Annotated in this window: 13 protein-coding genes; 7 read left to right on the top strand and 6 right to left on the bottom strand. The window is 67.9% G+C overall.

The annotated features are described in order from the left end of the window. Positions 1-77: 77 nt before the first annotated feature. From pseB to IEY58_RS14655, 3 genes are all read left to right on the top strand, one after another. Entirely contained in the window at positions 78-1,097 is a 1,020-nt protein-coding gene (pseB, locus tag IEY58_RS14665; protein WP_189047003.1) for a UDP-N-acetylglucosamine 4,6-dehydratase (inverting), read from the top strand. Next, positions 1,094-2,344, top strand: a complete 1,251-nt coding sequence (gene pseC / locus IEY58_RS14660; protein ID WP_189047001.1) for a UDP-4-amino-4,6-dideoxy-N-acetyl-beta-L-altrosamine transaminase — start codon at positions 1,094-1,096, stop codon at positions 2,342-2,344. The genes pseB and pseC overlap by 4 nt, the downstream gene beginning before the upstream one ends. A gap of 94 nt (positions 2,345-2,438) precedes the next feature. Then, positions 2,439-2,861 carry a flagellar biosynthesis regulator FlaF gene (locus IEY58_RS14655; protein ID WP_189046999.1) on the top strand — a complete coding sequence of 141 codons (423 nt, stop codon included), beginning with the start codon at positions 2,439-2,441 and terminating at the stop codon, positions 2,859-2,861. Between the two features lie 32 nt (positions 2,862-2,893). Here IEY58_RS14655 and IEY58_RS14650 read toward each other — a convergent pair whose 3' ends face one another. After that, positions 2,894-3,616, bottom strand: a complete 723-nt coding sequence (locus IEY58_RS14650) for a formyltransferase family protein (RefSeq protein ID WP_189046997.1) — start codon at positions 3,614-3,616, stop codon at positions 2,894-2,896. Positions 3,617-3,873: 257 nt separating this feature from the next. Then, a complete protein-coding gene (locus IEY58_RS14645) occupies positions 3,874-4,218 on the bottom strand; it encodes a hypothetical protein (RefSeq protein WP_189046996.1) in 345 nt (114 codons plus the stop codon). Between the two features lie 363 nt (positions 4,219-4,581). Here IEY58_RS14645 and flhB point away from each other — a divergent pair, with 363 nt between their 5' ends. From flhB to IEY58_RS14630, 3 genes are all read left to right on the top strand, one after another. Next, a complete protein-coding gene (gene flhB, locus IEY58_RS14640; RefSeq protein WP_189046994.1) occupies positions 4,582-5,655 on the top strand; it encodes a flagellar biosynthesis protein FlhB in 1,074 nt (357 codons plus the stop codon). Positions 5,656-5,838: 183 nt separating this feature from the next. Then, positions 5,839-8,322 (top strand): ATP-dependent helicase HrpB, encoded by a 2,484-nt coding sequence (hrpB, locus tag IEY58_RS14635; protein WP_189046992.1) that lies wholly within the window; start codon positions 5,839-5,841, stop codon positions 8,320-8,322. 141 nt (positions 8,323-8,463) lie between these two features. Then, positions 8,464-8,781, top strand: a complete 318-nt coding sequence (locus IEY58_RS14630; RefSeq protein ID WP_189046990.1) for a hypothetical protein — start codon at positions 8,464-8,466, stop codon at positions 8,779-8,781. Between the two features lie 123 nt (positions 8,782-8,904). Here IEY58_RS14630 and IEY58_RS14625 read toward each other — a convergent pair whose 3' ends face one another. The 4 genes from IEY58_RS14625 to IEY58_RS14610 form a co-directional block, all read right to left on the bottom strand. Next, positions 8,905-12,000, bottom strand: coding sequence for an efflux RND transporter permease subunit (locus IEY58_RS14625; RefSeq protein ID WP_189046988.1), 3,096 nt, complete (start codon positions 11,998-12,000; stop codon positions 8,905-8,907). A 4-nt stretch (positions 12,001-12,004) separates the two neighbouring features. Then, positions 12,005-15,328, bottom strand: a complete 3,324-nt coding sequence (locus IEY58_RS14620) for an efflux RND transporter permease subunit (RefSeq protein ID WP_189046986.1) — start codon at positions 15,326-15,328, stop codon at positions 12,005-12,007. Then, a complete protein-coding gene (locus tag IEY58_RS14615) occupies positions 15,325-16,533 on the bottom strand; it encodes an efflux RND transporter periplasmic adaptor subunit (RefSeq protein WP_189046984.1) in 1,209 nt (402 codons plus the stop codon). Before IEY58_RS14615 ends, IEY58_RS14620 begins: the two co-directional genes overlap by 4 nt. Positions 16,534-16,818: 285 nt before the next feature. Continuing rightward, on the bottom strand, positions 16,819-17,238 hold the full coding sequence (locus tag IEY58_RS14610; protein ID WP_189046982.1) for a ribonuclease domain-containing protein: 420 nt from the start codon (positions 17,236-17,238) through the stop codon (positions 16,819-16,821). Between the two features lie 113 nt (positions 17,239-17,351). Here IEY58_RS14610 and IEY58_RS14605 point away from each other — a divergent pair, with 113 nt between their 5' ends. Next, positions 17,352-19,928, top strand: coding sequence for a cation:proton antiporter (locus IEY58_RS14605; protein ID WP_189046980.1), 2,577 nt, complete (start codon positions 17,352-17,354; stop codon positions 19,926-19,928). The last annotated feature ends 96 nt before the right edge of the window (positions 19,929-20,024 follow it).

The raw sequence follows: 20,024 nt of genomic DNA, 5'->3' as shown, positions 1-20,024 counted from the left end.
CGGGTCGGAAGTGAAGTTTTAACCCTGTCAGGCAACACTCGGAGCCAAGGGTTCGAGTCCAGTTGGGAAAGCAGTTGATGTCGGCAGCGTCCGATCCATATCGCCAGTTCGACAACAAGTCGGTGATGGTTACCGGCGGCACGGGTACCTTCGGCAAACGCTTCATCAAGACCCTTCTGGCACGCTCGAAGGTGCGGCGCGTCGCGATCTACTCGCGCGACGAGTTCAAGCAGTATGAGATGCAGCAGGAGCTGAAGGAGTACAGCCCCTTCCTGCGCTTCTTCATCGGCGACGTCCGCGACAGCCAGCGCCTGCGGCTCGCCGCCCGCGAGACCGACGTCATCGTACATACGGCGGCGCTGAAGCAGGTGCCGGCAGCGGAATACAACCCGTTCGAATGCATCCGCACGAACATCCTCGGCGCCGAGAACGTGGTCCACGCCGCGCTCGACAATGGCGTCGAGAAGGTGCTGGCGCTCTCGACCGACAAGGCCGCCAACCCGATCAATCTCTACGGCGCCACCAAGCTCGCCTCCGACAAGATCTTCGTCGCGGCCAACAACCTCTCGGGCTCGATCGGCACGCGGTTCTCGGTCGTGCGCTACGGCAACGTGGTGGGCTCGCGCGGCAGCGTCATCCCGTTCTTCATGCGCCTCATCGCCGAGGGTGCCGATCACCTGCCGGTCACCGACCGGCGCATGACGCGCTTCTGGATCACACTGCAGCAGGGCGTCGATTTCGTCGCCTCGTCGATTGCCATGATGCACGGCGGGGAGATCTTCGTGCCCAAGATCCCGAGCATGCGCATCACCGACCTCGCCGCCTGCCTGGCGCCGCACCTGCCGCTCAGGGAGATCGGCATCCGGCCGGGCGAGAAGCTGCACGAGGTGATGGTGACGGACGACGATTCGCGCATGACGCTGCAACTGCCCGATCGCTTCGTCATCGAGCCGGCCTTCAGTTTCTGGCAGCGCGAGACCTATCTGAAATCCGGCGCCAAGTCGGTCGCGGAAGGCTTCCGCTACGCCTCCGACACCAACGAGGACTGGCTCGACGGCGGGCGGCTCAAAGAGCTGATGGCGGAGACGATCGGATGAGCGTTGCCGATTCCGCGGAACGGTTCCTGCCCTATGGCCGGCAGGCGATCGACGACACCGACATCGCCGCGGTCGTCGAGGTTCTGAAAGGCGATTACCTGACGACCGGCCCCAAGGTCGCGGCGTTCGAAGCCGCCCTCGCGGCGAAGCTCGGCGCGCGCTTCGCCGTCAGCAACTCGAGCGGCACCGCGGCGCTGCACCTCGCCTGCCTGGCGCTGGGCCTGGGCCCGGGCGATGCCGCCATCGTGCCGTCGGTAACGTTTCTTGCCACCGCCAACGCAGTGCGCATGGTGGGCGCTGACGTCGTCTTCGCCGACGTCGACCCCGACAACGGCCTGATGCGGCCGGAAGACCTGGAGGCCGCCTTCGCGCGCGCCGACGCGGCCGGGCTCAAGGTCCGCGCCGTCTTCCCGGTTCACCTGGCCGGCCAATGCGCGGATATGACCAGCCTTTCGGCCCTCGCCCGCCGGCGCGGCGCCGCCGTCGTCGAGGACGCGTGCCACGCCATCGGCGCCTATCACGCCTGCGGCGACGGCGCCGCGGCGGCGGTCGGCAGCTGCCGGTTGTCGGACATGGCGATCCTGTCGTTTCACCCGGTCAAGACCGTGGCCGCCGGCGAGGGCGGTGCCGTCACCACCAACGATCCGGCGCTGGCCCGGCGGCTCGAGCGCTTGCGCGCGCACGGCATGGTGCGTGACGGCGCCGAATTCGAGAACGCCGACATGGCGTTCGACGAGACCGGCCGGGCCAACCCCTGGTACTACGAAATGCCCGAGATCGGCTGGAACTACCGGCTGTCGGACATCCACGCGGCGCTCGCGCTCAGCCAGCTCGAGCGGCTCGACGGATTCGTCGAGACGCGGCGTGCGCTCGCCCGGCGGTACGACGATCTCCTGGCGCCGCTCGCCCCGCGCATCGAGCCGATCCGGCGCAGCCGCTTTTCCATGCCGGCCTGGCATCTCTATTCGGTGCTGATCGATTTCACCGGTGCCGGGACCGAACGCGCGCAGGTGATGAACCGGCTGCGCGCCCAGGGCATCGGGACCCAGGTGCACTACATACCGGTGCACCGGCAACCCTACTACCGCAAGCTCAATCCCGGGCTCGTGCTGCCGGGTGCCGAGCGATATTATGCCCGCACCTTGTCGTTGCCCCTGTTCGTCGGCATGACGCCCGCGGACGTCAAGCGCATTGTCGCGCGTCTCAACGATGCCGTCGGCGTCTCCGCGGTCCGGGAGGCCTCATGATCCATCCCTTGGACGCCGATGGTTTTGATGCCCCAATCCAGGCGGCTTCGCCGCCTGACTTATCGCGTGACGAGGACTTGGTAGAGGAACGGCGATGAAGACCGGATACGCGAAGCAGCAGACGATGGCGTTGGAACATGCCAGCCCGGAGCAGACGCTGGCCTGGGGCCTGACCACGGCCGCACGCAAGCTGGCCGACGTCATGGCGCCCGGCACGCCACGCGAAACCATGCTGGACGCGGTTCGCATCAATTGGCGCCTGTGGACGATCATTCAGGCCGAACAGGCCGACCCGGACTGCCAGACGCCGCGCGGCATCCGCGAGGGCCTGCTCAACCTGTCGAACTTCGTCGACAAGCGATCGGTCGACCTGCTGGCGTCGCCGACGGCCGAGAAGATCGAGGTCCTGATCAACATCAACCGCAATATCGCGGCCGGGCTGCTCGGCACCGACCTCACTCCCGAACAGCGCGCCGAGCGCGATCGGCAGGCGGCAGCGGCCAGCGCCGGAGCTTGAGTACCGGAGCCTGAGTACCGGGGGCCTGAGCGTCACGCCATCGCGGTCGGGCCTGTTTCGGTTGCGTCCGCCCCAGCCGGCTTCGGCACTTCGGGCGGCACCTCATAGAGGAATTCCCGGCCGTGCAGCACGACGCTCATGCGGCTGCCCGGTTGTTCGGCGAACGCCCGGCGCCGACGCTCGAACTCCTCACGGTCGATATCCGGCGTCACCCGGCACATGGCGTCGATATCGGCGCGCCGTGTCTTGGTCCCGCTCCAATGGTCCGTCGACCGCGGCAGCGGCCGCTCGTTACTGGCGAGCCACGGCGCCCAGCGGATCAAGAGCTGGATCGCTGCCTGATAGGCGCGCATGCCATAGTCCATCTGGCTGCCGCCCTCAGGCATGTCGAACCATTGCACGTCGACGATCGGCCCTTCGTCGACCCGCGACACCATCTCATGCAGCGTCGCGCCGAAGCGCCGCGCCCCCCGATAGGAGCCCCAGCATTCCGGATGCCGGCCGGGGAAGCTCGGCGGGCCGGGATGGACGTTGTAGGACGGGCCGGGCAGGAGTGCCAGAAGCGGCGCCGGCACGATGACGCTCGTGCAGAAGGCGACGAGGCGCGTGCCCTCAATGCCGGCGAGCACTGCAGCCTCGAGTTCGCCGCCGAAATGGATGGCCTGGACCTGCACGTCCGGCCCATGGCGCGTGAGGAAGGGAACAAGGACACCGGCCTCGAATTCACCGGTCAGCAGCAGGAGACGCCGGGGCATGCAGCACCTTGGAACGAGGCAGGCGCTCTGACGCGGACCCTGCCGGGATCAAGCCATTAGAGCAAAAGGCCGGGGGCGCCGGGAAGCCCCGAGCGTGCTGCCGTCGTTGTGAGTCGGGCGTTGTGAGCGGGCGATGCGAGTCGGGCGATGCGTCTGACGTGAGGCCGGCGCGGAGATCGAAGGCCGATCTGCGAAATGAAGGGCAGCCCGCGGCGCCACGCGAATCGCGGTCGAGACGAACGGCCGGATCGATCGTCTCAGGCGACCGCGTTGGTCGCTTTCGCCGGCACGAGGCCGGTCTGCGGCTCCCCGGACGCGTGCGCCCGGGACTGGCTCGCCTGATAGAGTCGCAGCTGCGACTTCGAGGGGATCTGATATTCCTCCTCGCCGTTCGTGCTGTTGCGATATTCGATGACGACCTGACTGGTTGCCGGATCGATCGATTCGGTCGGACTCGGGTACAGGACGGACGCGCTGGCTTGCGTCGTCGACTGGCTTTTAGCCGTCTCGCGCGTCGTGACCGGTTCCGTCGTGCCGTTGCCGGATTTTACTGGCGAGACGACGGGCGGCCCCGAGGCTGGCTGGACGGAAATGCTTGACATTTTGCAAACACTCCTCAGGGGTCCGGCCATGATACAGGCGAATCCGACCCTGTCAAGTGGAGACAATTGGTTAACTGGGCGAGTTTTATCGTTCCGGAGTCGCGCGACCACATCTACTCAGTAACGGCACAGATTTTATTCGGTCGCCCCCATAAAGAACTGCCGCCCGATTCCGAATTGTGCTGCCCAACTTCATGCCCCGCGCGAAGGAAAAATCGTTAACAGCTCGCGTAAAAAGACGCTTCGATCAATCGGGTCTCGGGTTGCGCAGTCCTGCGTTTACGACTTTATTAACCACGCCAGGGAGATAGTACCGACCAGGACGCGCCGGCTGCGCCTTGCCGCACCCGGATCGGAGACGCAATGGCCGAAGACCAGGATTCGAGGACAGAAGACCCAACCGGCAAACGGGTGAGCCAAGCCCGCGGCCGCGGCCAGGTCGCCATGTCCAAGGATGCGACGATGCTCGTCATCCTACTGGCCTCGACCGTCACCTGCTATTCGATCCTGCCCATGACCATGCGCCCGGTGCTGATGCTGATGCGCCGCTTCATCGAGCAGCCGGAGCGGATCACCGTCGACGTCGAGCCGAGCTTCGAGACGCTGTTGAGCGAGATCGCGGCGGCGCTCGCCTGGGCGCTCCTCCCGCCGTTCCTGCTCATGATCACGGCGGCCGTCGTCGCAAGCATCGCCCAGACCGGCTTCATCTGGGCCACGGACAAGTTCGACTTCAACCTGAACTTCCTCAATCCGTTCAACGGTTTGGGCAAGATCTTCTCGATGCGTCAGCTGGTCGAGTTCGGCAAGGGCCTGATCAAGGCCGCGATCGTCGGCACGGTCGCCTTCACCTATGTCTCGCCTGAGCTCGCCAAGATCGAGACGCTGACCGGCATGGAGCCGATCGCGATGACGCAGGAGCTGATGCACCTCCTGCTGCACCTGATGATCGGCGTGCTGCTGGCCATCGCCGCGATCGCGCTGTTCGACTATTTCTACCAGAAGTGGTCGACCTTGCAGCAACTGAAGATGACCAAGCAGGAAGTCAAGGACGAGCATAAGAACGCCGAAGGCGACCCGCACATCAAGGGCCGCATGCGCCAGATCCGCATGAGCCGCGCGCGCAAGCGCATGATGGCGGCGGTGCCGAAGGCGTCGGTGGTCATCACCAACCCGACCCATTATTCGGTCGCCCTGCAGTACGAGATGGGCACGGCCGGGGCACCCAAGGTCGTGGCAAAAGGCGTCGATTTCCTCGCCCGCAAGATCCGCGAGATCGCGACCGAGCACGACGTGCCGATCATCGAGAACCCGCCGGTCGCGCGCGCGCTTTACGCCACGGTCGAGATCGACGAGGAGATCCCGCCCGAGCATTACAAGGCGGTCGCCGAAATCATCGGCTACGTCATGAAGTTGAAGCGCTTCAAGCGGGCATCGTAGGGGGCACGTTTTGCCTTCAAACCGTCATTCCCGCGCAGGCGGGAATCCAGGGTTGCCGCAAGGATTTCTTCGCTCTGCGCTTCATTGTGCCTGTTGCCCTGGATCCCCGCCTGCGCGGGGACGACGGGAGATTATTTGAGCCCCCTTGACCCCGCAGCCCATTCCGCCGATGACGCTCGGGCCATGGCCGACCCGCTTTCCGCATTGCCGCCCGACCTGCCGATCCGCGCGGCGCTGCCTCAGTTGCTCACCGCCCTCGCCCAAGGCTCGAACGCCGTGCTGCAGGCGCCGCCCGGTGCCGGCAAGACGACCGGCGTCCCGCTGGCGCTGCTGGGCGAGGCCTGGCTTGGCACGGCCAAGATCCTGATGCTTGAGCCGCGCCGGCTCGCCGCGCGCGCTGCCGCCCGTCGCATGGCCCAGCTTTTGGGTGAACCGGTCGGCGAGACGGTGGGATACCGCGTGCGGCTCGAGACCCGCGTCACGCGCCGCACCCGGATCGAGGTCATCACCGACGGCGTCTTCACCCGTATGATCCAGGACGACCCGGGCCTCGATGGCGTCGGCTGCGTGCTGTTCGACGAGTTCCATGAGCGGCGGCTCGAGACCGACCTGGGCCTGGCGCTCTGCCTCGATGCGCAGGGCGGCCTCCGGCCCGATCTTCGGCTCGTCGCCATGTCGGCGACGCTCGACGCCGCGCCGGTCGCGGCCCTCATGGGCGAGGCGCCTGTCGTTACCTCCGAGGGCCGAGCCTTCCCGGTCGAGATACGGCACCTGCCGGCGCCTGCGTCCGGACGCCTCGCCGAAGCGGTCGCCGATGCGGTCGCCCAGGCGCTGAATGAGCCGGGCGGCCTACTCGTGTTCCTGCCCGGCGGCGGCGAGATCCGGCGGGTCCAGCGGCTGCTCGACGGCCGGCGTCTGCCGGACGGCACGGACGTGCTGCCGCTCTACGGCGACCTCGACCCGGCGGCGCAGGACCGGGCGCTCAGCCCCGCCCCGCCCGGCCGGCGCAAGATCGTGCTCTCGACCTCGATCGCCGAGACCAGCCTTACCATCGACGGCGTGCGTCAGGTGATCGACGCTGGTTTGGCCCGCCAGTCGCGCTACGACCCGCGCACCGGCATGGTCCGACTGGAGACGAGCCGCGTGTCGCAGGCGGGCGCCACCCAGCGCACCGGCCGCGCCGGCCGGACCGAGCCCGGTATTGCCTGGCGCCTCTGGCCCGAGGCGCAGCATCGGGCACTGCCCGCCCGGCCGGAACCGGAAATCGCGCTCGCCGACTTGGCACCGCTGGCGCTCGAGCTCGCCGAATGGGGCCTGGCCGACGAGTCGAGCCTGAAGCTCCTCGACCCGCCCAATCCGGCCGCCTTCGCGACGGCGCGACGGCTGCTCGCCGACCTGGGCGCGCTCGACGAGGCCGGGCGCCTCACCGGCCACGGCCGGCGCATGGCGGAACTGGGCCTGACGCCGCGCCTCGCCCATATGGTACTGGCCGCGGCGGAAGAGGGGATAGGCGTGCTCGCCACCGCCATCGCCGCGGCCTTGGACGAGCGCGACATCGCCGGACGCGACGCCGACCTCCGAGCCCGTCTGGAGCAGATCGCGCGGCCCGGGGGTAATGATGCGGCGCGCCGGGCGCGCGAGATCGCCCGGCGCCTTGCCCGGCAGCTCGACGTGCCCTGGGGAGCGATCGACCCGGCGGGCGCCGGCGCCGTGCTGGCCTTGGCCTATCCCGACCGGATCGCCAAGCGCCGTCCGGAGGCCGGCCGCTTCCGCCTGTCCGGCGGCCAGGGTGCCTTCCTGCCCGAGGCCGATCCGCTCGCCGCCGCCGACTATCTCGCCGTCGCCGATCTCGACGGCCAGGCACCGGACGCCCGCATCTGGCTCGCAGCACCCCTGACCCAGGCCGAATTGGAGCTGGCACTCGGCGCCCGCATCCGCACCGACGACGAGGTCGTCTTCGAGCCCGCAACCCGCTCGGTCCAGGCCCGCCGACGCCGACGCCTGGGCGCGCTCGTGCTGGGCGACGCGCCGCTCGCCAAGCCGGCCCCGGAGGCGATTACGGCGGCTCTCCTCGACGGCATCCGCCAGGTCGGGCTCGCCACCCTGCCCTGGACCGAGGCGGCCGAGACTTTCCGGCTGCGCGTGGCGTTCGTCGCGCGGCTCGACGAGGCCGGCGACTGGCCGGTGCTCGATGACGCGGCTCTTCTGGCGAGCCTCGACGACTGGCTGGCGCCGGCGCTCGAGGGCAAACGCAGCCTCGGCGACCTCGCTGGCCTCGACCTGCTGGCGCTGCTGCGCGACCGGCTCGACTGGAACCAGCTGCAGGCGCTCGATCGCCTGGCGCCCACCCATGTCACCGTGCCGTCGGGCTCGCGCATCGCCATCGACTACAGCGCCGACGACACGCCGGTGCTCGCCGTCAAGCTGCAGGAGATGTTCGGCCTGGCCGACACACCGACGATCGCCGGAGGCCGGGTGCGCCTGAAGCTGCACCTGCTCTCGCCAGCCCGCCGGCCGATCCAGGTGACGAGCGACCTGGGCGGCTTCTGGGCCGGGTCCTACAAGGCGGTGCGCGCCGACCTCCGTGGCCGTTACCCGCGCCATCCCTGGCCGGAGAACCCGCTCGAAGCACTGCCGACGGCGCGGGCGAAGCCGAGGGGGACGTAAGACGGGGGACGTAACAAGGCAGGCGTGGCCGCCGGGCGACACCGGTCACGATAAAACGGTCGGACGGCGGCATTCGCCTCGCAAGCCCGCTCGCCCATCACTAGATAAGGGGGCAAATCTCTCGCCCGTCCGGAGCCCGCCTTGCGCCCTCTTCTGCCGTTTCTGTTGGTCCCCGCCCTGCTCGTCGCCGGCTGCAAGCCCTCGCCCGAGGAGGTGGCGCTCGCGACGCGCAAGACAGTGACCGCGACAGAGCCGCTCGTCGCGCGCTGCAAGGCCGAATTCGTGAAGTCCTTGGCCGGCCTGCCGGTCACGTTCGATCCGGGCCCGACGATCGCCAACTATGGCGACGCCGTCACCATCCGCCTCGAAGCGCAGCCGACCGACCCGAATGCTATCAACGACAAGATTTACAGCTGCGATTTCGAACAGGGCGAAATGGTCCGCCACGGGCCGGCGTGAGCGGACGCGCCCTGTCTCGTCATCCCCGCGCAGGCGGGGATCCAGGGCCGGTGATGGCTGACAAAATTTTTTTGCGGCAACCCTGGGTTCCCACCTGCGCGGGAACGACAGAAAGAAGGGTCCTTACTCGGCCGGCGCCGGGATGGCTTTGAGCCGGCGGCTGCGGCGCGAGCGCATTCGGTCGATGAACAGGTAGATGACCGGCGTCGTGTAGAGCGTCAGCACCTGGGAGACGAGCAAGCCGCCGATGATGGTGATGCCGAGCGGCTGGCGGATCTCGGAGCCGGCGCCATGACCAAGTGCGATCGGCAGCGAGCCGAACACGGCGGCGAGCGTCGTCATGGTGATCGGCCGGAAGCGCTGGCGCGCCGCGCGCAGGATCGCCTCTTCGGACGAAAGCCCGTCGCGTCGTTCCGCCTCGAGCGCGAAATCCACCATCAGGATGGCGTTCTTCTTGACGAGGCCGATCAGCAGGATGATGCCGATCATGGCGATGATCGACATGGCCGTGCCGGTCACGATTAGCGCCACGAGTGCGCCCAGGCTCGCCGATGGGATGGTCGAGAGGATCGTGAGCGGGTGCGCGTAGCTCTCATAGAGCATGCCGAGAACGACATAGACCGCGACGACGGCGCCCAGCAGCAGGAGCGGCATCGAACTGTTCGAATCCTGCGCGTCGCGGGCGTCGCCCTCGAACGTGCCCATGACGCCTTCGGGGAAGCGCGCCTCGGCCTCGACCTTCTTGATCGCCGCCATCGCCTGGCCGATCGTGACGCCGAGCTTGGTGTTGAACGAGATGGTGATGGCCGGGCTCGCGTTCTGGTGATTGAGCTGGACCGGTGCCGCCCCCGGCTCGGTCTTGACCAGGAAGCTCAACGGCACCTGCGCCGCGCTTGTACCCGGCACGAAGATGCGGTCGAGCGCGCGCGGGTCGCCCTGGAAGCGAGGGTCGACCTCGAGCACGACCTTGAACTGGTCCAAGGGGCCATACATGGTCGCGACTTGGCGCTGGCCGAAGGCGTTGTAGAGCGCATTGTCGATGGCGCCGATCGTGACGCCCAACCGCGCCGCCCGCTCGCGGTCGATCTTGAGATCGATCTGGAGCCCGGCCTTGTCCTGGTCGGTCGAGACGTCGGCGATCTCCGGCAGCGTTTTGAGGCGATCGCGCATCGTCTCGGCCCATTGTTCCAGGAGCGTCAGGTCGTTGGCGTGCAGCGTGTACTGGTACTGCGCATTGCCCTGGCGCGGGCCGCCGCCGAAATCCTGCACGGGCGAGAGGAAGGTCTGGATGCCCGCGACCTGTTCGAGCTGCGGGCGCAGCCGGTCGATGATCTCCTCGACCCTCGGCCGCCGGCTCGGGTCGACCAGGTTGACGCTGATGCTGCCGTTGTTGAGCCCCTGAAAGCCGTTGGAGCCGATGTTGGATGTGATGCTCTCGACTGCCGGATCCCGCTCGATGACCGAGACGACGGCGCGCTGCCGGTCGCTCATGGCGGTGAACGAGATGTCGGGCGGGGCGAGTGTCGCACCGCGGATGACGCCGGTATCCTGGGTCGGCAAAGCGCCCTTCGGCACGACGCCGAACAGCCAGACCGTGCCGACCGCGGCACCGATGGTGACGCCCAGCATGAGCCAGCGATGGCGGAGCGCCCAGCCGAGCGAGCGGGCGTAGCGCTCGATCGTCCCGTCCAGGAAGCGCTCGATCGCCTGCCCGAACCGGCCCTCGGTCACGCGGAGATTGCCGATCGACAGGAAGCGCGCGCACATCATGGGTGTGAGCGTGAGCGAGACCAGCGCCGACATCAGGATCGCAGCCGACAGGGTGACGCCGAACTCGCGGAAGAACAGGCCGAAGATGCCCGGCATGAACAGGATCGGGATCAAGGCCGCAAGCAGCGAGACGGTGATCGAGACGATGGTGAAGCCCATCTGCCGGGAGCCGCGGATCGCAGCCTCGATCGGCGGATGGCCCGCCTCCATCAGCCGCGTGATGTTCTCGATCATGACGATCGCGTCGTCGACGACGAAGCCCACGGCCACGATCAGCGCCATCAGCGACAGGTTGTCGAGGCTGTAGTCGCACGCGTACATGATCGCGAAGGTCGCGAGCAGTGAGACCGGGATCGTGACGCTCGGGATCATCGTCGCCCAGAAGCGGCGCAAGAACAGCGCGATCACCAGCACGACGAGCCCGATCGTCAGCAGCATGGTGAACTGCACGTCGGCGATGGCCGAGCGGATCATGCGCGTGCGGTCGGCCGTCACATGTACCTTGATCGATGGCGGCATCCAGCGCTCGAGCTGCGGCAGGACCGCCTTGATGCGGTCGACCGTCGCGACCGTGTTCGCGTCCGGCTTCTTGCGCACCTGGACGACGACGCCGCGCGCGTCGCCGAACCAGCCGGCGAGCTTGGTGTTGGCGACGCTGTCCGTGACCCGCGCCACGTCCTTGAGGCGCACCGGCGCGCCGTTGCGCCAGGCGACGACGATGTTGCTCCAGTCGGCGGCGGAGAACAGCTGGTCCGTCGCGGTGATCATGAGCGCGCGATCGTCGCCCTGGATGCTGCCCTTGGGCCCGTCGACGTTCGCCGACTGGATCGCGGTCGAGATGTCGGAGAGCGACAGCTTCATGTTGGCGAGCGCCGCCGGGTCGACCTCGACCCGGACGGCGCTCTTCTCGGCGCCGTTGATGTCGACCTCGGACACGCCCTCGAGCTGCGAGAGCTTCTGCGCCACGACCGTGTCGGCATAGTCGTAGACCTTGCCCGGCGGCAGCGTCTCCGAGGTGAGCGCCAGCGTCAGGATCGGGAAGGCCGCCGGATTCGCCTTGAAGAAGGTCGGCAGGCGCGGCAGGTCCTGCGGCAGGTTCTGGACCGCGGCGTTGATCGCCGCCTGCACGTCGCGCGCGGCGTCGTCGACGTTCCGGCTCAGGTCGAACTGCAGCATGATCATGCAGGTGCCGAGCGTGTTGATCGACGTGATCTGGTTGAGACCCGAGATCGTGCCGAGCTGCCGTTCGAGCGGGGTTGCGAGCGAGGAGGCGACCGTCTCCGGGTCGGCGCCCGGCAGGGTCGCCCAGACGCGGATGATCGGCAGGTCGACGTTGGGCAAGGCCGCAACCGCCAGCTGCCGATAGGCCACGATACCCAGCAGCATGATGCCGATCGCGAGCAGGGTCGTCGCGACCGGGCGCCGGATGAAGGGCTCCGAGATCGCCATCGGCCTATTCCGCCGCGTCCGGGTCGCGCATGGCGTTGAACGGCGCCTGGTGCGCGGGCGCCGGGTGCATGGGCGCCGGGTGCATGGGCGCCGGATGCATGGGCGATGGCGCCGTCGCCGCCCGCCGGCCGAACCGGTGCGCCGCCATGTGCCGGAGCCGCTCGAAGAACAGGTAGATCACCGGCGTCGTGTAAAGCGTCAGGAATTGCGAAAGCACCAGGCCGCCGACAATGGCGATGCCGAGCGGGCGCCGGAGCTCGGAGCCCGTGCCGGTGCCGAGCGCCAGCGGCAGCGCGCCCAAGAGTGCCGCCATGGTCGTCATCATGATCGGCCGGAAGCGCAGCAGGCAGGCCTGATGGATCGCCTCCTCGGCGCCGATGCCGCCCTGGCGTTCGGCGTCGATCGCGAAATCGATCATCATGATCGCGTTCTTCTTGACGATGCCGATCAGGAGAATGATGCCGATGAGCGAGATCACGCTCAGGTCCTGGCCGCAGAGCATGAGCGAGAGCAGCGCGCCGATGCCGGCCGACGGCAGGGTCGACAGGATCGTGATCGGGTGGATGTAGCTCTCGTAGAGCACGCCCAGCACGATATAGACCGTGACGATCGCGGCCAGGATCAGCCCGAGCTCGCTGTCGAGCGAGTTCCTGAACTCGGCGGCGCTGCCGGTGAAGCCGGTCGCGATCGTCTCCGGCAGGCCGATCGCCTGCTCGGCACGCTGGATCGCGGCCAGGGCGGCACCGAGCGAGGTACCTTCCGGCACGTTGAACGACAGCGTCGTCGCCGGGAACAGGCCCTGGTGGGTCACGACCAGCGGCGCCAGCCGGGTCACGATGCTCGCGACCGCCGAGAGCGGCACCTCCGTGCCCTTGCCGGTATTGAGGCTGGTCGTGGTCGCCGTGTTGCTCGTGGTCTGGCTGCCGTTCGAGGTCGGCGTCGTGCTCGCAACGACGCCGCCCGACAGCTGCGTGCCGTTCGTGAGCGTGCCGTTCGTCGCCTGGACGTAGATCCTGTCGAGCGCGTTCCGGTCCTTCTGGAACGCCGGATCGACACCCAGGATCACGTGATACTGGTTGAGCTGCGTATAGATCGTCGCGATCTGGCGCTGGCCGAACGCGTCGTAGAGCGTGTCGTCGATCGCCTGCATGCTGACGCCGAGCCGGGCGGCGGCATCCCGGTCGATCTTGACGAGCGCCTGCAACCCGGCGTTCTGCTGGTCGGTCGCAACGTCGATGAGCTCCGGCTGCTGCTTCAACTCGGCGACGAGCTTCGGCACCCACTCGCCGAGCTCGGCCACGTTCGCATCCTGCAGCGTGTACTGGTACTGGGTGCGCGACAGCCGGTTGTCGATCTGAATATCCTGGGCCGACTGCATGTAGAGCGTGATGCCGTGCACGCCCGCGACGCGCGCTTTCAAGCGCTCGATGATCTGGTCGGAGCTGGCCGTACGCTGGTCGCGCGGCTTCAAATTGATGTAGAGCCGGCCGCTGTTCGGCGTCGTGTTCACCGTCCCGGTGCCGACGAAACTGTCGACGGCGGTCACCTCCGGGTCCTTCATCACCTCGGCCGCGATCGCCTGCTGGCGCTCGGCCATGCCGTTGAACGAGATGTCCTGGGCGGCATCCGTCACGCCGACGATGAGGCCCGTGTCCTGCTGCGGCAGGAAGCCCTTCGGCACCTCGACATAGAGCGCGGCCGTGACACCGATCGTGACGACGGTGAAGATGAGTGTCAGCGCCTGATGGCGCAGCACCCAACGGAGGCCGGCGTCGTAGCCGTCACGCATCCGGTCGAAGAAGCGCTCGCTCCAGCGGAAGAGCGCCCCCGGCCGATGGTGCGGGTCCTCGGGCTTGAGCAACAGCGCGCACATCATCGGCGTGAGCGTCAGCGAGACGATGGCCGAGATCACGACGGCGGCGCTCAAGGTGATGGCGAACTCGCGGAAGAGGCGCCCGATGACGCCGCCCATGAGCAGCAGCGGGATGAAGACCGCGATGAGCGAGACGGTGAGCGAAATGATCGTGAAGCCGATCTGCTTCGCCCCCTTGAGTGCCGCGTCGAGCGGGTTCTCCCCGTCCTCGATGAAGCGGACGATGTTCTCGATCATGACGATCGCGTCGTCGACGACGAAGCCCGACGCGATGGTGAGCGCCATCAGCGACAGGTTGTCGAGGCTGAAGCTCGCGAGCGACATGATGCCGAACGTCGCGATGAGCGAGACCGGCAGGGTGACGCTCGGGATGACGGTCGCCCAGAACTTGCGCAGGAACAGGAAGATGACCATGACGACGAGCGCCACGGTCAGCACCAGCGTGAACTGCACGTCGGCAACCGAGGCGCGGATCGTCTGGGTCCGGTCGGTCAGCACGTCGATCTTGATCGACGGCGGCAGTGCTGCCTGCAGCTTCGGCATCAGCCTGCGGATGGATGCCACCGTCTCGATGATGTTGGCGCCGGGCTGGCGCTGGATGTCGAGGATCACCGCCGGCTTGCCGTTGTACCAGCCGGCAAGCTTGTCGTTCTCGACGCCGTCGACGACATTCGCCACGTCCTTGAGGCGGATCGGCGCGCCGTTGCGGTAGGCCAGGATCTGGTTGCGGAAGCCGTTGGCGTCGAACAGCTGGTCGTCGGCGCCGATCTGGAAGGATTGCCGGGCGCCGTCGATCGAACCCTTGGCGAGATCGATCGTCGCCGACGAGATCGCCGTGCGCACGTCGTCCAGGGCCAGGCCCAGGTTCGCAACCTGGGTCGGGTTGATCTGGATGCGCACCGCCTCCTTCTGCCCGCCCTCGATCGTGACGACGCCGACACCCTCGACCTGGGAGAGCTTCTGCACCACCACCGTGTCGGTATAGTCGTTGACCGTGCGGAGCGGCAGCGTGTCCGAGGTCAGCGCCAGGATCATGATCGGCGTGTCGGCCGGGTTGACCTTGCTGTAGGTCGGCGGGTTCGGCAGCTTGGTCGACGGGATGATGCCCTGGGCCGCATTGATCTGCGACTGCACGTCTTGGGCTGCGGCATCGATGTCGCGGGACAGGTCGAACTGCAGCGTGATCTGGCTGGTGCCGAACGAGCTGGTCGAGCTCATGGAAGTGAGCCCTGAGATCGTGCCCAGCTGATGCTCGAGCGGCGTCGTGATCGACGACGCCATGATCTCCGGCGCCGCCCCGGGATAGTTCGTCACGACCTGGATCGTCGGGAAATCGACCGATGGCAGGGCCGCCACCGGCAGCTGCCGGTATCCCAGCAGGCCGAGGAGCACCACGCCGACGATGAGGAGCGTCGTCGCGATCGGCCGGAGGATGAAGGGCTCTGAGACGCTCACGCCGGATTCGCCCCGCTCTTGTCGGGCTTGTCGCCCTTGTCACCGTGATGCGGCCCCTTCGCCCCCTCGGCTGCCGGGGTGGCACCGGTCGAACCGCTGCCAGTCGAACTGCTGCCGGTCGAACTGCTGCCGTCGGGCGCCTGCGGCGCGATCTTGCTGCCGGCCTGCAGGCGGTACTGGCCGTCGACCACGACGGACTCGCCGGCGGCCAGGCCCTTGTCGATCAGCGCCCGGTTGCCTTGGGTCTGCGCCACCACGACGTCGCGCATCTCGACCGTCTTGTCCGGCTTCACGACCCAGACATAGTCGCCCTTGGGCCCGTGCTGCACCACTGTCGCCGGCACGGTCAGGCCCTGATGCCGGGTCGCGACCAGCACGCTCGTATTGACGAACTGGCCGGGCCAGAGCGCGCCGTCCTCGTTCGGGAAGGTCGCCTTCAGCTTCACCATGCCGGTCGTCTGGTCGATCTGGTTGTCGACCAGGTCGAGCGTGCCGTTGGCGAGTGCCGTGACGTTGTCGCGGCCATAGGCGATGACCGGCAGGCTGCCGGCGCCCAGCCCCTTCGTCACCGACGGCAGATTGTCGGCCGGCAGGGTGAAGATCACCGAGATCGGGTGGATCTGGGTGATGGTCACGAGGGCCGTCGTGTCGGCGGCATGGACGATGTTGCCGACGTCGACGTTACGGATGCCGGTGCGGCCGTCGATCGGCGAAGCGATGTTCGTATAGTCGAGCTCAGTCTTGTTGTAGTCGATCGTCGCCTGGTCGGAGGCGACCTGCGCCGTGTACTGGTCGACGAGCGCCTGCTGCGTCTCGAGCGTCTGGACACTCACGAACTGCTTGCCGATCAGACCCTGGTCGCGCACGAGGTCCCGCTTCGCGTTCGCGAGCAGCGCCTCGTCCTTGGCCTTGGTCGCGAGCGACTGCTTGTAGTTGGCGTCGTAGGGCCGCGGATCGACGACCGCCAGCACGTCGCCGGCCTTGACGTCCTGGCCCTCGCGGAACAGCACCTTGGTGAGCGCGCCGTCGACCCGGCTCCTGACCTGGACGGTGTTGTAGGCCTGGACCGTGCCGAGCCCCGAGAGATAGATCGGCACATCGCCCTCGGCCACCGCACCGATCAGCACCGGGATCGGCTCGTCGCTGGCCCCGCTCATGCCGCGCTGTGCCATCTGCTCGCGCACGCCCGGCCGCCCGCCGGCCATGGAATGGGTCTGGCTCCCGCTCCGAAGGTACAAATACCCCCCGCCGACGGCGGCGAGGACGACGACGGTCAAGATCCACTTAACGCGCATGATGCCCCTTACACGACCGGCCCATGGGACTGCCGAACGCCTCTCGGTAGACGGCCGCGGACGGCGCTCTCGCCGTGCGATGCCGAACGGAAGACCTTCGCGGACGGTCTTTGCAGGATGCTCCTATAGCATCCGAATTCGGCAGGGCGATGTCGATCTGCCGGCTTTCTGTAACAGCATATTTCAACCGCCGGCTTATGGGACCGGCTGGAAGCTCCGGTAGTGATCGATCGTCACCCACTGGCGCTCGGCATTATAGACCAGTCGCTTCGCCGCGCGATGGCCGCAGTGGTAGTCGAGGTCGGCTTCGTGGTAGGTCGCGCCGCGCGGCAGGCGGCCCTCGCGATTGTCGAACAGGTCGCCGCCGATGCTCTCGCCCGGCAGGACGGCACACAGGTCCTGCCCCGGGTGCCAGCCCTTCCTCTCGGCCGCGTTCTTCGTGACGTAGAGCCCATCCGGCAGGTGGCCGTCCCGGCGCAGCGCCGTGATCGTCGCCTCGAACCGGCCGACGTCGCCGATATGCTCGGCTGCTGCGAAATCTGCCAGAGGATCGGCGAATGCCGGCCGGACCGCCAGGAGAAGCAGGACGAGGAGCAGAGAAAAATACCGCCGCATCGTGATGGTTTTTCCCATTCGGCCACGGGTTTGCCATCATGATAATCGACGATGCCCGATAATCCACGATACCGGCGCCGCACGAGCCCGCCTCCGTGCGGCGCCGATCCCCCATGCCGCCCGACCGACCGCGCCGGAGACCCACCCTGTACCTGACCGACGTCGCCACCATCGTTCTTGCGGTCGCGAGCCTGCTCCTCGTCGTCAGTGTCGTGCAGCCGCTGGCGGGGCGCTTCGCCCTGCCGACGAGCGTGCTGCTGGCCCTTGTCGGCACGACGATCGGGGCTGCGGCCTCCTTCGTGCTGAATTCGCCCACCATCACGGCGTTCGACGCCGTCGCCCGGCCATTCGCCGCGCCGCCGGTCACGGCCGCCGTCTTCCTCGATTGTTTCCTGCCGATCCTGCTGTTCCAGGCCGCCGTCACGATGGATATCCGCCGGCTCCTTGAGGATGCGGTGCCGATCCTGCTGCTGGCGGTGCTGGCGGTGCTGGTGACGACCGGGCTCATCGGCTGGAGCGTCTCGATGGTCTCGGGCGAGGCCCTCATCCCGGCGCTGCTCTTGGGCTCGATCGTCGCCACGACGGATCCGGCGGCGGTCGTCGCGATCTTCCGCGACCTGGGCGCGCCCGCCCGGCTGACCCGCCTCGTCGAGGGCGAAAGCCTGCTCAACGACGCGGCGGCGATCTCGATCTTCACGATCCTGGTGAGCCTGCTGAAGTCCGGCGGCGCCGTGGCGGTCGGCCCTGCGATCGGCCATTTCGTGCTGAGCTTCGGCGGCGGCATCCTGCTGGGCGTCGCGGCCGGCCGGCTCGCGACATCCCTCCTGCCGCTGTTCCACGGCGACCGCGCGGCCGAGATGACACTGACCCTGGCGCTGCCCTACCTCGTCTTCATCGTGGGCGAGGACGAGCTGCATATCTCGGGCGTCGTCGGCGTGGTCGCCGCCGGCGTCACCTTCGGCTCGACCGGGCTTTCGCGCATCTCGCCGTTCAACTGGGCTTTCCTGAACGAGCTCTGGGAACAGCTCGCCTTCTGGGCCGGCTCCTTCATTTTTATCCTGGCGGCGATTCTGGTGCCGACCCTGCTGGTCGATGTGGGCGTGCGCGACCTTCTGCTCATGGTGACGGCCCTCGCCGCGGCCATGGTCGCCCGCATGGTCGTGCTGTGGGGCGTGCTGCCGCCGCTCACCTGGCTGAAATGGAGCGCCCCGGTCTCAACCCCCTACAAGCTGGTCATCACCTGGGGTGGCCTGCGCGGCGCCGTCACCGTGGCGCTGGCGCTTGCCGTCACTGAGGATCCGGGCCTGCCCGAGACAGTGAAGCGCTTCGTCGCCGTGCTTGCGACCGGCTTCGTGCTGTTCACGCTCCTGGTCAACGGCACGACGCTGCGCGCCGTCATCCGCGTGCTCAAGCTCGACCAGCTGAGCCCGCGCGACGAGGCGCTGCGCGACAGCATCGTGGCCTTGTCGCTGGTCGACTTGCGCGACTCGCTGGCCGCGACCGCGGTCGACTATCGCATGAGCGAGCCGGCCGCAGCCGAGACGCTCGCCCGTTATACCCGGCGCATCGAGGCGGCGACCCGGCGGCGCGACGATCACGCGGCGACGCTCGATGCGGAGCGGCCGGAGATGCTGGAGCGCGACCGCCTGGCAGTGGCGCTGGTGGCGCTTGCGAGCCACGAGCGCCGGCTGGTGCTCGACCACCACGCCCAGGGCACGGCCTCGCGCCGGGTGATCGAACGGCTCCTGCACGGCGCCGACGTCATGGCCGACGCGGCCCGCACCGACGGCCGCAGCGGCTACGTCAAGGCGGTGAAGAAGATCGCCCGCTACACCATCGGTTTCCGCTTCGCGCATTTCCTGCACCGGCGTCTCGGCATCGAGACGCCGCTCGCGCGCCGGCTGGCCGAGCGGCTGGAGCAGCTGCTCGTCACCCGCATGCTGCTCGACGAGCTGGTCCGTTTCATCTCGCAGAAACTGACGCGCTTCGCGGACGAACGGCTGCTGCAGATCGTGCGGGACATCGTCGACAACCGGCATGACCGGGCCCAGCGCATGCTGGGTGCGCTGCAGGCGCAATATCCGGAATATTCGGTGGCGCTCGAGCGGCGCATCCTGGACCAGGCCGCCCTCCGCCAGGAGCAGCAGGCCTATCGCGGCCTTTACGAGGAAGGATTGATCGGCCAGGAGCTCTATGAGGATCTGAGCCGCCGCCTGCGCAAGCGCCAGGCGGCGGTCGAGGTTCGGCCACACCTCGACCTCAGCCTCAAGCCCGGCGAGCTCATGCGCCGCATCGACATGTTCCGCGACCTGGCGCCCGAGCAGGCCGAACGGCTGGGCAAGCTCGCCCGGCCGCTCATCGCCGTGCCCGGCGAAAAGCTGGTGCGCAAGGGCGATCGCGGCGATTCGGTCTATTTCATCTCTTCGGGCGCGGTCGAGGTCATCCTGCCCGGCAGCCCCGTGACGCTCGGGCGCGGCGACATCTTCGGCGAGATGGCGCTCCTGACCGGCGAGCCTCGGCGAGCGGACGTGGTCGCCGCGACCTATAGCCAGCTCCTGGTGCTGCATGCCTCGGATTTCCGCCGTTTCCTCGGTGCCAACCCGGATATCCGCGCGGCGGTGCAGCGCATCCTCGACAGCCGGCTGACGGCCGACGCCCAGCGGTCCGGCCCGGTGCTGCGCGTGTCGTAAGCCGGCGATTGCCCCCAGCCGATTGCTCCCAGCCGATTGCTCTGGCCGGAGCGTTGCGACTAGGCTCCACAAACGGGGCGCATCACGAAAGCCCGG

The organism is Aliidongia dinghuensis, from assembly GCF_014643535.1.
In the GTDB taxonomy this organism is placed as follows: Bacteria; Pseudomonadota; Alphaproteobacteria; order ATCC43930; family CGMCC-115725; genus Aliidongia; species Aliidongia dinghuensis.
This window is presented reverse-complemented; position numbering and strand designations above follow the sequence as displayed.